The 14,828-nt window shown below is 72.7% G+C and carries 16 protein-coding genes; 10 read left to right on the top strand and 6 right to left on the bottom strand.

Annotated features, from left to right (window positions below):
- Nucleotides 1-236 precede the first annotated feature (236 nt).
- Nucleotides 237-1,472: a cysteine--1-D-myo-inosityl 2-amino-2-deoxy-alpha-D-glucopyranoside ligase gene (mshC, locus tag ABD691_RS24070; RefSeq protein ID WP_344683324.1), complete on the top strand. Its 1,236-nt coding sequence runs from the start codon at nt 237-239 to the stop codon at nt 1,470-1,472.
- Nucleotides 1,473-1,511: 39 nt separating this feature from the next.
- Here mshC and ABD691_RS24065 read toward each other — a convergent pair whose 3' ends face one another.
- Nucleotides 1,512-2,036 (bottom strand): winged helix-turn-helix transcriptional regulator, encoded by a 525-nt coding sequence (locus ABD691_RS24065; RefSeq protein WP_344683322.1) that lies wholly within the window; start codon nt 2,034-2,036, stop codon nt 1,512-1,514.
- An 84-nt stretch (nt 2,037-2,120) separates the two neighbouring features.
- On the opposite strand from ABD691_RS24065, the gene ABD691_RS24060 reads away from it, so the two are divergent.
- The gene (locus tag ABD691_RS24060; protein WP_344683320.1) at nt 2,121-3,485 is read left to right on the top strand and encodes an MFS transporter; all 1,365 of its coding nucleotides are present in this window, start codon (nt 2,121-2,123) and stop codon (nt 3,483-3,485) included.
- A gap of 54 nt (nt 3,486-3,539) precedes the next feature.
- On the opposite strand, the gene ABD691_RS24055 is transcribed toward ABD691_RS24060, so the two are convergent.
- From ABD691_RS24055 to ABD691_RS24045, 3 genes are all read right to left on the bottom strand, one after another.
- Complete coding sequence (locus tag ABD691_RS24055; RefSeq protein ID WP_344683319.1) at nt 3,540-4,865, bottom strand: chitinase; 1,326 nt, start codon at nt 4,863-4,865, stop codon at nt 3,540-3,542.
- A gap of 246 nt (nt 4,866-5,111) precedes the next feature.
- Nucleotides 5,112-6,014: a PAC2 family protein gene (locus tag ABD691_RS24050; protein WP_344683318.1), complete on the bottom strand. Its 903-nt coding sequence runs from the start codon at nt 6,012-6,014 to the stop codon at nt 5,112-5,114.
- Between the two features lie 171 nt (nt 6,015-6,185).
- Complete coding sequence (locus tag ABD691_RS24045) at nt 6,186-6,395, bottom strand: hypothetical protein (protein WP_344683317.1); 210 nt, start codon at nt 6,393-6,395, stop codon at nt 6,186-6,188.
- 157 nt (nt 6,396-6,552) lie between these two features.
- Between ABD691_RS24045 and ABD691_RS24040 the strand changes: the two genes are divergently transcribed.
- The 6 genes from ABD691_RS24040 (at nt 6,553) to ABD691_RS24015 (ending at nt 10,613) form a co-directional block, all read left to right on the top strand.
- Nucleotides 6,553-7,215 (top strand): HAD family hydrolase, encoded by a 663-nt coding sequence (locus ABD691_RS24040; RefSeq protein ID WP_344683315.1) that lies wholly within the window; start codon nt 6,553-6,555, stop codon nt 7,213-7,215.
- Nucleotides 7,215-8,174 carry a homoserine dehydrogenase gene (locus ABD691_RS24035; protein ID WP_344683313.1) on the top strand — a complete coding sequence of 320 codons (960 nt, stop codon included), beginning with the start codon at nt 7,215-7,217 and terminating at the stop codon, nt 8,172-8,174. The genes ABD691_RS24040 and ABD691_RS24035 overlap by 1 nt, the downstream gene beginning before the upstream one ends.
- Nucleotides 8,175-8,247: 73 nt before the next feature.
- Nucleotides 8,248-8,511, top strand: a complete 264-nt coding sequence (locus ABD691_RS24030; protein ID WP_344683311.1) for a phosphoribosyl-ATP diphosphatase — start codon at nt 8,248-8,250, stop codon at nt 8,509-8,511.
- 38 nt (nt 8,512-8,549) lie between these two features.
- Nucleotides 8,550-9,398, top strand: coding sequence for an ATP phosphoribosyltransferase (gene hisG / locus ABD691_RS24025; protein WP_344683309.1), 849 nt, complete (start codon nt 8,550-8,552; stop codon nt 9,396-9,398).
- On the top strand, nt 9,386-9,691 hold the full coding sequence (locus ABD691_RS24020; RefSeq protein WP_344683308.1) for an antibiotic biosynthesis monooxygenase family protein: 306 nt from the start codon (nt 9,386-9,388) through the stop codon (nt 9,689-9,691). The genes hisG and ABD691_RS24020 overlap by 13 nt, the downstream gene beginning before the upstream one ends.
- Nucleotides 9,692-9,767: 76 nt before the next feature.
- Nucleotides 9,768-10,613, top strand: coding sequence for a VOC family protein (locus ABD691_RS24015; protein ID WP_344683307.1), 846 nt, complete (start codon nt 9,768-9,770; stop codon nt 10,611-10,613).
- Nucleotides 10,614-10,686: 73 nt separating this feature from the next.
- Here the strand turns inward: ABD691_RS24015 and ABD691_RS24010 are convergent, their stop codons facing one another.
- Nucleotides 10,687-11,556, bottom strand: a complete 870-nt coding sequence (locus ABD691_RS24010; protein WP_344683306.1) for a RecB family exonuclease — start codon at nt 11,554-11,556, stop codon at nt 10,687-10,689.
- 88 nt (nt 11,557-11,644) lie between these two features.
- On the opposite strand from ABD691_RS24010, the gene ABD691_RS24005 reads away from it, so the two are divergent.
- A complete protein-coding gene (locus tag ABD691_RS24005; RefSeq protein ID WP_344683305.1) occupies nt 11,645-12,787 on the top strand; it encodes a site-2 protease family protein in 1,143 nt (380 codons plus the stop codon).
- An 88-nt stretch (nt 12,788-12,875) separates the two neighbouring features.
- Nucleotides 12,876-13,706 carry a tRNA (adenine-N1)-methyltransferase gene (locus tag ABD691_RS24000; protein ID WP_344683303.1) on the top strand — a complete coding sequence of 277 codons (831 nt, stop codon included), beginning with the start codon at nt 12,876-12,878 and terminating at the stop codon, nt 13,704-13,706.
- 60 nt (nt 13,707-13,766) lie between these two features.
- Here the strand turns inward: ABD691_RS24000 and ABD691_RS23995 are convergent, their stop codons facing one another.
- Nucleotides 13,767-14,501 carry an Rv0361 family membrane protein gene (locus ABD691_RS23995; protein WP_344683301.1) on the bottom strand — a complete coding sequence of 245 codons (735 nt, stop codon included), beginning with the start codon at nt 14,499-14,501 and terminating at the stop codon, nt 13,767-13,769.
- Between the last annotated feature and the right edge of the window lie 327 nt (nt 14,502-14,828).

Here is a 14,828-nt window from a genome sequence, read left to right as displayed (position 1 = left end):
GTTCGATCGTACGACCGGAACTGCGGGCGGCCTACCTGGCGGAGGTGAAGAAATCATTTCGATCCGCCTGGCGGAATTCGATCTAGCGCCATTTCGCGCTAATCGATCCAATTCTCCGGCGATGATTCCGGGCCGGCCGGGGCGACGCCGGAGTTCCGGGCGGTGTCCCACTCTGTGATACGTGCAATGGGCCGGACGGGGGCGTCGGGTCGGAGGGGACGGATAAGGTCGAACGCATGCAACCCTGGTCGTCGGTCCCAGTGCCCAAGGTGCCTGGCACAGCCCGCCCCCTGCGCCTCTACGACACCGCCACCGGTGAGGTCCGGCCCGTCGCCGCCGGGCCGACCGCGCGGATGTACGTCTGCGGGATCACCCCCTACGACGCGACCCACCTCGGCCACGCCGCCACGTACCTGGCGTTCGACCTGGTGCACCGGATCTGGCTGGACAACGGCCACGAGGTGCACTACGTGCAGAACGTCACCGACGTCGACGACCCGCTGCTGGAGCGGGCCGAGCGGGACAACGAGGACTGGGTGGTCCTCGCGATGCGCGAGACCGCGCTGTTCCGCGAGGACATGGAGGCGCTGCGGGTGCTGCCGCCCCGGGACTACATCGGCGCGGTGGAGGCGATCCCGGAGATCGTCGAGGCGATCGGCAAGCTGCTGGCCTCCGGCGCCGCCTACCGGGTCGACGGCGAGTACCCGGACGTCTACTTCCGGCACGCGGCCACCGGCCGCTTCGGGTACGAGTCCAACTACGACGACGCGACCATGCGGGAGCTGTTCGCCGAGCGCGGCGGCGATCCCGAGCGGGAGGGCAAGGAGCACCCGCTGGACGCGCTGCTGTGGCGGATGGCCCGGCCCGGGGAGCCGTCGTGGGAGTCCGAGCTGGGCGCCGGGCGCCCGGGCTGGCACCTGGAGTGCTCGGTCATCGCGCTCAACCGGCTCGGCATGGGCTTCGACGTCCAGGGCGGCGGTTCGGACCTCGCCTTCCCGCACCACGAGTACAGCGCGGCGCACGCCGAGGCGCTGGCCGCGGACTTCCCGTTCGCCCGGCACTACTGCCACGCGGGCATGATCGGCCTGGACGGGGCGAAGATGTCGAAGTCCAAGGGGAACCTGGTGTTCGTGTCCCGGCTGCGGGGCGACCGGGTCGACCCGATGGCCATCCGGCTCGCGCTGCTCGACGGCCACTACCGCACCGACCGCTCCTGGACCGCGGACGCGCTGACCGGCGGAGCGGCCCGGCTGGCGCGCTGGCGGGAGGCCGTCGCGCTCGACGCCGGTCCGGCCGCCGAGCCGGTCATCGACCGGCTGCGCGACCGGCTCTCCGACGACCTGGACACCGAGCGCGCGCTCAAGGCCGTCGACGCCTGGGTCGACGAAGCGCTCTGCCGTCGCGGCGAGGACCGCGGCGCGCCCGCGTCGATCCGCAACGTCGTCGACGCGCTGCTGGGCGTGCAGCTGTGACCCGCCCGGCGCGGGGCCTCGCGGTCCCGCGCCGGGCCGTCAGGTCTCGACCGGTTCGAGCATCCGGTGCGGGCGCCGCAGCGCCACGCTGACCGGGTCGTCCCGGAGCGTGGCGTCGGATCCGGGGCCGGGGCGCATCTCGACGTCGGTGAGCTCGACCGGGCGCCCGCATTCGGGGCAGCTGCCGCCGGGGTCGAGGCGGCTGCCGCAGTCGGCGTGGCTGAAGATCCGGCACGGGCCCGCCCCGCTGAGGTGCCGGTCGCCCCACCGGGACAGCTGGTGGACCACCGGCCACAGCTCCCGGCCCATCTCGGTGAGCAGGTACTCGTCGCGCGGTGGTGACGACTGGTAGCGGTGCTTGGTCAGCACGCCGGCGTCGACCAGCGTCCGGAGGCGTTCGGACAGCACCGCGCGCGGAATGTCCAGGTGCGCCAGGAAGTCGCGGTAGCGGCGCACGCCGTAGCAGGCGTCCCGCACCACCAGCAGGGTCCAGCGCTCACCGACCAGTTCGAGCGCGCGCGCCAGCGAGCAGTCCTGCTTCTCGTAGTTCTTGGCCAGCGGCATCCTGCCATCCTACGCCCGTTGGTTCAGTCAACGAACCGATGCTGCTAGCTTTGGGTTCAATCATTGAACTCAAAGGAGTTGGGGATGGACGCGGGAACCCTGGACCCGGCGAAGAGCCCGCCGCGCACGCGGGCGACGCTGCCGATCGCGAGCGCGGCGACGTTGCTCGCGCTGATGAACTACACCGCGCCGACGACGGTGCTCGCCGACGTCGCGCGAGAGCTCCGAGCCGACATCGGCGGGCAGACCTGGATCCTCAACGGCATCTCGCTCGGCCTCGCCGCGCTGCTGCTCACGGCGGGCAGCCTGGCCGACAACTACGGGCGCAGGCGGCTGTTCGCGATCGGCTCGCTGGTGCTCGCGGCGTCCTCCGTGCTCTGCGCCGCCGCGCCGACGGTCTGGCTGTTCGTCGTGGGACGCCTCGTGCAGGGCGCGGCCAGTGCGGCGCTGATCGCGGCCGGGCTAGGGCTGGTCGCGCACACGTACACCGAACCCGCAGCCAGGGCGCGGGGAACCGCCGTCTGGAGCGCGATGCTGGGCCTGGGCATCGCGCTCGGCCCGCTGGTGTCGGCGCTGTTCGGCGCGTTCACGCACTGGCGGATCTTCTACGTCGCGGTCTCGGTGGCTTCGGTCGCGCTCGCGGCCGGCGCGGTGCGGTGGCTGGACGAGACCCGCGCCGAGCGGGCCCGGCGGGTCGACCTGCCCGGGATGCTGACCATGACCGGCGCGGTCGCGCTGCTGGTCACGGCGCTGACGCTGGGCCGCACCGGCTGGTCGGACCCGGCGGTGTGGGTGTCGGCGCTGGGTGCGCTCGCGCTGCTGGCCGCGTTCGGCGTGATCGAGTCGAGGCGGCCGGAACCGATGCTCGACCTCGCCCTGCTCCGGCGGCCCGCGTTCGTCGGGGCCACCCTCGCCGCGCTGGTCACCGGGCTGTCGGTGATCGGGCTGATGAACTACTTCCCGCCGGTCCTGCAACAGGTGACCGGCATCGGGCCGGTGGCGGGCGCGCTGGTGTTCGGCATCTGGGCGGTCACGTCGTTCGTGGTGGCGCTGGTGGCCCGCAGGCTGTCCTGGTCGGCGGGCCGGCAGCTCGTGTGGGGGATGGTGCTGGCCGGCGTGGGGGAGCTCGCGATGTTCGGCGCGGCCGAGGCCGGTTCCTGGTCGCAGGCAGTGCCCGGCCTGCTCGTCGCCGGTGTCGCCAGCGGCGTGCTGAACGCCGCGCTGGCCGGGCAGGCGGTGGCCACGGTTCCGGCCGACCGCGCCAGTATGGGATCGGGTGCCAACAACACGGCCCGCTACATCGGTTCCTCGGTCGGCGTCGCCGTGGTGGTCGCCGTCGTGTCGGCCGGGCGGAATCCGGCCCACGGCATCGACCTGGCGCTGATCGTCTCCGCGGCGACCGCGTTCGCCGGTGCCGTCGGCATCGCCCTGCTCTCCCGGAAGAACTGACGTCGGTGTCCGCTGTGGAAGGCCGACTCCACAGCGGACACCGGCCGCGGGACCTCAGCTGTGGCCGTCGTGGCTTCGGGCGAACTCGTTGCCGTGGTAGACGTCCCAGTTGATCGACCACGCCATCAGGCCGCGAAGCCCCGGGTAGGTCCCGTGCGGCTGGTACGGGCCGCAGCCGGTTCCGCTCCGCAGGCAGTCCAGCGCCTTGTGCACTTCGGGCACCGGGGTGAAGCCGTTGCCCGCCGGGTTGGCCGCGGGCAGGCCGATGGCGACCTGCTCGGGCCGCAGCGGGGCGAAGGTGTTGTCCGGGTTGCCCGCCAACGGGAAACCGGTCAGCAGCATGTCGATCATCGCGATGTGGAAGTCGGCGGTGCCCATCGTGTGGTACTGGTCGTCGAGCCCCATGACCGGGCCCGAGTTGTAGTTCTGGACGTGCAGCAGGTCGAGGTCGTCCCGCAGCGCCTCGATGACCGGCAGGTACGCGCCCGCGCGCGGGTCGGCGCCGGTGCCGCCGCCGTAGTGCTGGTAGCCGACCTGCACGAAGAAGGTCTCCGGCGCCATGGTGAGCACGAACCGCTCGCCGTACTTCGCGTTGAGCGCCCGCAGCGCCTCGATGAGGTTGACCACGACCGGAGTGGTCGGGTTCTTCAGGTCGGTGTCGCCGGGGGCCAGTTCCAGCGAGTGGCCCTCGAAGTCGACGTCGAGCCCGTCCAGGCCGTAGCGGTCGATGATCGCGCCCGCGGAGGAGACGAACGCGTCCCGGGCGGCGGGGGTCTCCAGCCGGACCTGGCCGTTCGCGCCGCCGACCGAGAGCACGACCTTCTTGCCCTCGGCCTGCTTCTGCTTGATCCCGGCCTTGAACTCCTCCTCGGTCTCCACGTTCGGGCACTCGGCGACCGGGCACAGCTCGAACTCCAGCTGACCGGAGGTCGGGGAGGTGGGTTCGGCGAAGGCGAGGTCGATCACGTCCCACTCGGCGGGGACGTCGGCGATGCGGGTGTAGCCGGAGCCGTTGGCGAAGCTGGCGTGCAGGTAACCGACGAGCGCATGGCCCGGGATCTCGGGTGCGACGGCGGGGTTTTCGGGCGCGGAGGCAGGGATCTCAGTCGCGGTGGCTGGGTTTTCAGTCGCGGCGGCGGGGTTCTCGGGTGCCGAGGCGGGGTTCTCAGTCGCGGTGGCGGGGTTTTCGAGTGTGGAGACGGGGATCTCGGGTGCGGGTGCGGGGATCTGGAGCGCGGCGCTGGGGTTCTCAGCCGCGGAGACGGGGATTCCCGGGGCGGGAGCGGCGATCGCGGGGACGGGAGCTGGGCTCTCGGGCGCGGGAGCGGGGGCGAAGGGCAGCAGCGCGGTGCCGAGCCCGGCGGCGAGGGTGCGGAACATGCTTCCTCCGATCCGCGGCCGGGGCCGCGCGGTGAACAGCAGGATCGCATGATTGGACTGGACCATTCTGCGCGCTGTCAACGGATCTGGTCCGTTCGCCGGACCGGAGGGTGCGAAACGGCGAACGCCGCCGCGTGCAAGTGCACGCAGCGGCGTTGTCGGCGTCTCTTCTTGTTCTGCCTTCAGGCGGAGTCAGTCGCTTGGCCCGCGCAGGCAGCCTCTACCCGAGCACCAGCCCGGATCACCTCAACCGGGCCCGGGACCCAGCGGGCCCTTGCCGCCCGGCCCCCGGCGGCGCAGGTAGCGCTCGAACTCGGCGGCGATGGCGTCGCCGCTGGTCTCGGTCAGCTTCACCTCGGCGTCCCCGCGCTCCTCCAGCGCGCGGACGTAGTTGCGGACGTCCTCGTCCTCCTCGGCCATCTCGCTGACCGTGTTCTCCCACTCCTCGGCCTGCTCGGGCAGCGTGCCCAGCGGCACCTCGAGGTCGAGGGCCTCCTCGACCCGGTGCAGCAGCGCCAGCGTCGCCTTCGGCGAAGGCGGCTGCGAGACGTAGTGCGGGACGGCGGCCCAGAACGAGATCGCCGGGATGCCCGCCTGCACGCAGGCGTCCTGGAAGATCCCGACGATGCCGGTCGGGCCCTCGTACTTGGAGCGCTCCAGGCCGTAGCGGGCGGCCGAGGTGGTGTCGTAGGCGGCGCCGGTCACCGGGACCGGCCGGGTGTGCGGGGAGTCGGCGAGCAGCGCGCCCAGGGTCACCACGGTGCCCGCCCCGGACTGCTCCACCGCGTCGACCAGTTCGGCGCAGAAGGCGCGCCACCGCATGTTCGGCTCGATGCCGTGCACCAGGACGATGTCGCGGTCCGAGCCCGGCGGCCTGCACACCGACAGCCGGGTGGTCGGCCAGGTGACCTTCCTGGTGATTCCGTCGACCATCTTCACCGTCGGACGGGACACCTGGAAGTCGTAGTACGGATCGGGGTCGATCTCCGACAGCGGGGTCGCGTCCCAGGTCAGCTGGAGGTGCTCGATCGCGGCACTGGCGGCGTCTCCGGCATCGTTCCAGCCTTCGAAGGCCGCCACCACGATCGGGTCGGTCAGCTCGGGCTGTTCGCGCGAGTCTTCTGCGGGTGTGGGATCGCGATCGGTCACGGCGTCAGCCTACGACGCTGCGCCGACGAGAGCGCCCTCCGTCGGCGAACCAGGCGTGCCGCCCGCCGGACGGGTGCCCGGCCGGTCCGCCGGGAGGGCTACCGGCGGGGTCCGGAGGGCCACAGTGGATGATCGTGATCCGGGGTGGATCCGGGTGCGGCGCAACGGAGTTCAGACCGGCGGGGCGGTCCCGGACAGCTGCCCGGCGCCGCTGCACTGCGGGCAGGTCCGCCACTCGCCCAGCGTCATCCCGGTGTGCAGGTCCGCGGTGGCCTGGACGAGGTAGATCCGCGGCTCGCTGACCTTGCGGAACCCGCCGCAGGTGAAGCACACCGCGTTCGGCCCGGATGCGATGTCGAGCCCCTCGTTTTCCCCGTCCACGCCGACAGTGTCCTACAGACGGCACCGGAACGGGCAACGGGCGTCGAAGCGCGTGCACGCGGCGTCACGTCGGACACTTTCGCTGGGGCCCGGCCAGGGGCCTCTGCTGTACTGGGGCGGATTCGACCGCGACGTGAAACTGGGGGATCCCCGCGCGATGAGCTCGACCGGCCCGGCCGCCGTCCTGTTCGACATGGACGGCACCCTGATCGACTCCGAGAAGCTGTGGACCATCGCGCTCGACGACTACGCGGTCCATCGCGGGGGCAGGCTCAGCGAGGCCACCCGCGAGCACATGGTCGGCTCCAACATGACCCGCAGCATGGTGATGCTGCTGGCCGACATCGGCCTGCCCACCGGCCCCGACGAGGTCGACCGCGCCGCGTCCTGGGTCGCGGCCCGCACCGCCGAGCTGTTCCACGACGGCCTGCCCTGGCGGCCCGGCGCGCAGGACGCGCTGCGCGCGGTCCGGGCCGCGGGCCTGCGGTCGGCGCTGGTGACCTCCACGATCCGGTCGCTGACCGAGATCGCGCTCGACACCATCGGCCGCGAGCACTTCGACGTCACGGTCTGCGGTGACGAGGTCGACGGCCGGAACAAGCCGCACCCCGAGCCCTACCTCAAGGCGGCCCGGCTGCTCGGCGTCGAGCCCGGCGAGTGCGTGGCCGTCGAGGACTCGCCCACCGGGGTCGCCTCCGCCGAGGCGGCCGGTTGCCGGGTGATCGCGATCCCGTGCGAGGTCCCGCTCCAGCCTGGCGAGCGCCGCGTGCTGCGCGAGTCGCTGGAGGGCTTCGACGTGACCGCGCTGTCGGCCGCCTGATGGAACCGATCCCGGTCCTGCTCGCCGGGTGGGGGCCGGTCGGGCGCGAGTACGCCGGACTGCTCCGCGCCGCGGGCGAGCGGTTCGGACTGGACTTCCAGCTGGTCGAAGTCCGGGGCCACCGGACCCGCGCGGCCGTCCGCGGCGGCAAGGTCCCGGCGCGTGACGAGTGGGAGCCGATCGACGACCTGTCCGCCGCGCTGTCCCGGACCGGCGCTCGGGTGTTCGCGCAGGCGGTGCCCTCCGACGGTGACGACCGGGCCGGTGCCGAGGCGCTGACGGCGCTCGGCAGCGGAGCGCACGTGGTGACCGCGACCAAGTCGCACCTGCTCACCAGGTGGAACGAACTGGCCGGGACCGCCGAGGCGACCGGTGCGGCGATCCGGATCTCCGCCGCCACCGGTGCCGCCATGCCCGCGGGCGACCTCGCGCGCTCGGCGCTGCGCGGCTTCGACGTGCGGTCGGTGCGCGGATGCCTGAACGGCACGGCGACCTTCGTGCTCGACCGCCTCGCCGCCGGGGAGCCGCTGGCGGACGCCGTGGCCGAGGCGCAGCGGCTGGGCATCGCCGAGGCCGACGTCTCGGCGGACCTGTCCGGCCGCGACGCCGCGACCAAGATGCGGCTGCTCGCCGCGCTGCTGTGGGGCTGGGACCCGGCCGCGACCGAGGTCCGCGCCGAACCGGTGGCCGCGCGCCCGGTCGAGGCAGGCCACCGGCTGCGCCAGGTCGCCGCGGCCGACGCCGCCCGGCCCGGGATCGTCGAGGTCGGACTGGTGGCCGAACCGGCCGACTCGCCGCTGGGCGCGCTGACCGGCCCGGAGAAGGCGGTGCGCTACGACTGCGGCGACGCCGGGCCGGTGACCGTCTCCGGCGGTCGCTCCAGCCCGCGCGGCGCCGCGCTGGCGATGGTCAAGGACACCCTGGGCGCGGTGCTGGAGGGCACCGCGGGGTTCCGGTGAGCGCGGTGGCCGACCGCGCTGGTCACGGGTCCGCTGTCGGCGCCCGGGGCACCGGATGGAAGGATCGGAAGACGTGAAGACCTTCGACGAGCTGTTCGCCGAACTGCAGGAACGCGCCCGCACCCGGCCCGAGGGGTCGTCCACCGTCGCGGCGCTCGACGCCGGGGTGCACGCCCAGGGCAAGAAGGTCATCGAGGAGGCGGGCGAGGTGTGGATCGCCGCCGAGCACGAGTCCGACGAGCAGCTGGCCGAGGAGATCTCGCAGCTGCTGTACCGGCTGCAGGTGGTCATGATCGGCCGCGGCCTCACCCTCGAAGACGTCTACCGCTACCTGTAGCCGACGAGTTCCCCCCCGAGAAGAAGGAGATCAGTCCCATGCTGCGTGTGGCTGTGCCCAACAAGGGCACGCTGGCCGGTCCCGCGTCCGAGATGCTCGCGGAAGCCGGGTACCGGCAGCGGCATGAGCAGCGGGACCTGACCGTGCTCGACCCGGTCAACGACGTCGAGTTCTTCTTCCTGCGCCCCAAGGACATCGCGATCTACGTCGGGTCCGGCGAGCTCGACCTGGGCATCACCGGCCGCGACCTGGCGCTGGACTCCGGCGCCCCGGTCGACGAGCGGCTCGCGCTGGGCTTCGGCGGCTCCAACTTCCGCTACGCGGCGCCGTCCGGCGCGGGGGAGTGGAGCGTCGCCGACCTCGCGGGCAAGCGGATCGCCACCTCCTACCCGCGGCTGGTCACCGACGACCTGGCCCGCTACGGGGTCACCGCCGAGGTCATCCGCCTCGACGGCGCGGTGGAGATCTCCATCCAGCTCGGCGTCGCCGACGCCATCGCCGACGTCGTCGGCTCCGGCCGGACGCTGCGCCAGCACGGCCTGGCCGCCTTCGGCGACCCGATCTGCTCCTCGGAGGCGGTGGTCATCGAGCGCCGCGGGGCCGACGAGCAGGAGGCCAAGGACCGGCTGGTCGCGCGGTTGCAGGGCGTGGTGTTCGCCCAGCAGTACGTGATGCTGGACTACAACTGCCCGCGCCAGCTGCTGGACGCCGCGGCCAAGCTCACCCCGGGGCTGGGCTCGCCCACGATGTCGCCGCTGGCCGACGAGAACTGGGTCGCGGTGCGCGCGATGGTCTCCCGCAAGGAGGCCCCGGCGATCATGGACCGGCTGGCCGCCTTCGGCGCCAAGGCGATCCTGTCCTCCGACATCCGTTCGTGCAGGCTGTGATCCTGGAGACGGCCGTCCTGGACGTGGTCGAGGACCGGACGGCGGAGTTCGAGACCGCCTTCGAGGAGGCCAAGCCGCTGGTCGCGGCGACTCCCGGCTTCCTCGGGCTCGAACTCCGCCGCTGCGTCGAGCGGGACGGCAGGTACCTGCTGCTGATCCGCTGGCGGTCGGTCGCCGACCACGAGCAGGGCTTCCGGCAGGGGCCCGACTACCAGCGGTGGAAGGAACTCCTGCACCACTTCTACGACCCGTTCCCGGTCGTCGAGCACTACGAGCCGGTCACGGCCTGCTGAGCGGCAGTACCACGGGTGCCCGCGCGGCGTTCATAATGAGCACTCGAAACGATCTTGACCTGATCGGGGGTGCCAGATGGCCGTAGTGGAACCGGGGACGTCCCCGCCGCAGTGGGACCTCTACCCGGGGATGCCGTGCTGGATCGAGCTGATCACCACCGACGCCGAGCGGGCCTGCGAGTTCTACGGCGAGCTGTTCGGCTGGGAGTACGAGCGGCACCGGGACCCGGAGGCGGGCGAGCACCTGATCGCCTCCCGCGAGGGTTTCCCGGTCGCCAGCATCCGCGCCGCGTCCGGTGACCAGTCGGTGTGGCGGCTGTACCTGGCCACCCAGGACTGGCAGGCGGCGACGGCGCAGGCCGAGCAGCACGGCGCGGTGGTGACGGTGCCGCGCAACCACGTCACGGGGCTCGGCACGAAGGTGGTGCTGACCGGGCCCAGCGACGCCGAGTTCGGGCTGCTGGAACCGGAGGAGGGCTGGCAGTTCGACGTCGGCCTGCCCGGCACGCTGATGTGGGCCGAGCTGGTGACGATCAAGGCCCAGAGCGCGGACCTGTTCTTCCAGGAGCTGTTCGGCTACACCCACGAGCAGTTCGGCACCGAAGGGCGCTCGGACTACTCGGTCTGGTACCTCGGCGACGAGTCGGTGCTGGCCCGGGTCAGCATGATCCGCGACTTCATCACGCCCAACACCCGCCCGCACTGGCTGCTCTACCTCGGTGCCGACCGGGCGCTGGGCACCGACGAGGTGGTGCACCGGGCCATCGGGCTCGGCGGCCGGGTGCGGGTCGACCCGTACGACTCCAGCATCGGCCGGGTCGCCGTCCTGCGGGACCCGACCGGGGCGCGCTTCGCCGTGGTCGACCCGAGCCAGGCGGGTACCTTCGGCACAGCCGCCAACTTCGACCCTTACGACGATTAGCTGGTGGTTCGGCCCCGGTGCGAGCAGGCGCCCGGGTGGCTGTGCTCTGCGAAGGCCGCAGCCACCCGGCGGATCAGTCGGTGCGGTCCAGGACGGTTTCCGGACCCGGGTCGGGCTCGGGCCAGCCCGGGTACTCCGGCGGCGTGCCGCCGAAGGCCGGGCACAGCGCCTTGTGGTCGCAGTAGTCGCACAACCTGCTCGGATTCGGCCGGAAGTCGCCGGTGCGCCCGGCCTTCAGGATCGCCTGCCAGATCGCCTCCAGCGTCCGCTCGAAGCGGCGAAGCTCGGCCTCGTCGGGCGTGTAGGCGAGGGACTGCTTGTCCGCCAGGTACATCAGCAGCAGCTGGCGCGGGATCCGCCCGCGGGTGCGCCAGAGCACCAGTGCGTAGAACTTCATCTGGAACATCGCCTTGGCCTCGCCGATCTCGCGGGGCGCGGCGCCGGTCTTGTAGTCGACCAACCGGATCTCGCCGGTGGGGGCGACGTCCACGCGGTCGATGAACCCGCGCAGCAGCACCCCCGACTCCAGCTCGGTCTCCACCCGCAGCTCGCACGCCTCGGGCTCCAGCCGCCGCGGGTCCTCCAGCTCGAAGTAGGAGTCCAGCAGGGTGTTGGCCGAGTCCAGCCAGGTCACCAGCTCCGGGTCGTCGGCCCCGGCGAACAGCTCGCCCAGCTCGGGCTGGCCGGCCACCAGGTCCTCCCACGCCGGCGAGAGCAGCTCGCGCGCCCGCTCCGGCCTGCGTTCGGCGGTCGGCAGCGCGAACAGCCGCTCCAGCACCGAGTGGACCACGGTGCCGCGCACCTGCGCCCGGGTCGGCGTCTCCGGCAGCCGGTCCACGGCGCGGAACCGGTACAGCAGCGGGCACTGCTTGAAGTCCCCTGCCCGCGATGGTGAAAGCGCCGGTCGTCTGGTTCCCGTGGCCTGCTGGGCGGTGTCGACCATGGACCAGACCTTAGAGGAGCCCGCCGACACACCCGACGCCCCAGGGCGGGTCACGGCCGCCTAACAGGGCCCGGTCTACCCTGCGCGCATGGCCACCACTTCCGGACGAGACCGGCTGCGCCGAGCGGACGGCGGTCTGGTGCTGTGCCGGGTGTCCGGGGTCCCCGTGCTGCTCTCACCTTCGTGGTGGGTCGGCGCCGCGGTGATCGTCCTGCTCTACACCCCGCTGGTCGGCAGGCTGCTCCCGGGCGCGGGCGTGTGGACCAGCGGGCTGATCGCGGCGGTGTTCACCGTCCTGCTCGCGCTGTCGGTCCTGCTGCACGAGCTCGGGCACTGCGTGGTCGCGGTCCGGCTCGGGCTGCCGGTGCGGCGGGTCCGGCTGTTCCTGCTCGGCGGGATCTCCGAGATCTCCCGCAACCCGCCCGCACCGCGCCAGGAGGGGCTGATCGCCGCCGCCGGTCCCGCGGTGTCGGTGCTGATCGCGGCGGTCACCGGCCTCGGCTGGCTGGCGGTGGAACCCGGCGGGGCGGTCTGGCTGCTGGTGGCCCAGACCTGCGTCGCCAACATCGCGGTCGCGGCCTTCAACCTGCTGCCCGGGCTGCCGCTGGACGGCGGCCGGATGCTGCGGTCCCTGGCCTGGGCGGTGACCGGCAGCAGGCCCGTGGGCACCACGGCGGGCGTGATCGGCGCCGGGGCGGTCGCGGTCGGCCTGATCGTGTGGGCGCTGCTCGGGCTGGTGACCGACGCCGAGGACCAGTGGCTGCGCCTGGGCGTCTGCCTGCTGATGACCTGGTTCGTGGTCGCGGGCGCGGGCGCCGAGCACGCCGCCGAGCAGCGCCGCGGCTGGCCCGCCGGGCTGAGCCTGTCCGACCTGGTGCGCCCGGTGCTCCAGCTCCCGGCGGAGAGCCCGGTGCGGGACGCGCTGGTCGCCTCGGCAGGGCGCGGGGTGGTCCTGGTGCGCGCCGACGGCCTGGCCGTCGGCCTGCTCGACCAGACCGCCGCCGAGCGCCTGGCCGCGCAGGCCCCGCGGGAACCGGCCGAGCGCGCCGCCGAGCCGGTCGGCCCGGACACGATCCTGCTGGAGGACGAGCCGCCAGACGCGGTGCTGGAGCGGGTGCGGACGGTGCTGGCGTGGCAGTACCTGGTCCTCGACTCCGACGGGCGCCCCAGCGGAGTGCTGCGCCGCGAGGACCTGCGCAACGCGATGCAGTCCCGCACCCGACAGGGATGAGCTGGGAGTCCTTCTGCGACGATGGTCCGCCGTGCCCGCTGGTCGCCAGTGACAGCGGTGGGGCGACATCTCCAGGAGGTTCAAGCACGTGAGCACCGTCAGCGGTGAGTTCCAGCCGGGCGACCGGGTCCAGCTGACCGATCCCAAGGGTCGGCACTACACCCTCGTCCTCCAGCCCGGTGGTGAGTACCACACCCACCGCGGCGCCCTCGCCCACGACGAGCTCATCGGCAGGCCGGAGGGATCGGTGGTCACCTCCGCGGGCGGAACCTCGTTCCTGGCCGTGCGCCCGCTGCTGGCCGACTACGTGCTGTCGATGCCGCGCGGCGCCCAGGTCATCTACCCCAAGGACGCGGCGCAGATCCTGATGTGGGGCGACATCCGCCCCGGCGCGCGGGTGCTGGAGGCGGGGGCGGGCTCGGGTGCGCTGACCTGCTCGCTGCTGCGCGCGGTCGGCGAGGAGGGCAGCGTCACCTCCTACGAGGTGCGCGAGGACCACGCCGAGCACGCCGAGCGCAACGTCGAGAAGTTCTTCGGTTCCCGCCCGGGGAACTGGACCCTGCGGGTCGGCGACGTCAAGGACTACGACGGTGGTCAGGTCGACCGGGTCGTGCTGGACATGCTCTCGCCGTGGGACGTGCTCGACACGGTGTTCGCCAACCTCGTCCCCGGCGGGGTGCTGGTGGTCTACGTGGCGACCACGACGCAGCTGTCCCGGGTCACCGAGGCCATCCGGGAGCAGCAGTGCTGGACCGAGCCGCAGGCGTGGGAAACCCTGATCCGGCCCTGGCACGTGGTCGGCATGGCGGTCCGGCCCGAGCACCGGATGGTCGCGCACACGGCGTTCCTGCTGGTCACCCGGCGCCTCGCGGACGGCGTGACCCCGCCACGCCCGCAGCGCCGCCCGAGCAAGGGCTGAAACGCGGCGCGGCCCGTCCCGGAGGGTTCCGGGACGGGCCGCGCCGGGGTCCGCGTCGGTTCAGCCGCCGAGCTCGCAGATCTTCCACTGACCGTCCTCGACCTTGAGGACCATCGTCTGGTCTACAGGCATCGAGTCGCCGTTGGTGGAGAACGTGCCGCCCAGCTTCACCGTGGCCTGCTCGCCCTGCTCGGTGACCGAGCCCAGGCGCACGTTGAACTTCGACGGCTCCAGCTGGTTGAGCCCCTGCTGCAGCTGCTGGCTGTTGGCCTTGCACAGGTTGCTGCGCAGCCAGCCGAAGTCGTGCGCGTTGACCTTGTCGACCACGGTCTGGGCGACCGGCCGGGCCTCGCCGGGGCCCCCGCCCCCGAACAGGAACAGCCCGCCGACGACCCCGCCCGCCACGACGACGACCGCGATGACGAGCCCCAGGATCAGCGGCAGCTTCGACTTCTTCTCCGGCGGTTCGACGTCGGCGAAGCCGTTGGGCTCCTGGATCCAGCTGCCCGGGCCGAACTGGCCGCCCCACTCGGGCGCCTGCGGCGGGAACTCCTGCGGCTGCCCGGACACCGGCTGGCCCGGCACCGGCTGGCCGGGAACGGGCTGGCCCGGCACGGGCTGCGGGAAGTCCTGCGGCTGGCCGGGGGGCTGCTGGCCCCAGGGGGTGTGCTGGTTGCCGTACCAGGCGGGCTGCTGCTGCGGTGACGCCTGCGGGCCGCCCTGCGCGGGAAACCCTTCGCCCGCCGGCTGCTGGCCCCACCCGCCTGGACCGGGCTGTTGCGGCGGATAGGTCATTGCGTGTCCTTCCCCGAGTGGTGTTTCGAGTACAACGCGCCGCGCGAAGCACGGCGGCCGTAAGTAGACCAGAGCCCGAGTGCCCAGTTGTGGGGAGTGGACTTTTTCGGCACCGAATCGTGCCCGCCGTCGCACCGGGCGCGACGGCTCCGGAACGGTCTTGTTCCAAATGATGGGAGAAGTTCTTGGGGTGGGCGCCGAGATGACACCCGGTTGCCGGAGCTGTCCACCCGGATGCCCCCGCCCGCGTCCCGAACACGTGGCGCAACGCCAACATCCGGCGTCGTCGCACCGTGTCCGGCCCGGCCCGCGCGGCCGGACGAGGAG

The organism is Saccharopolyspora taberi (genome assembly GCF_039534165.1).
In the GTDB taxonomy this organism is placed as follows: Bacteria; Actinomycetota; Actinomycetes; order Mycobacteriales; family Pseudonocardiaceae; genus Saccharopolyspora_D; species Saccharopolyspora_D taberi.
The sequence above is the reverse complement of the archived record's forward strand: the minus strand, read 5'-3'. Positions and strand labels throughout refer to the sequence as shown.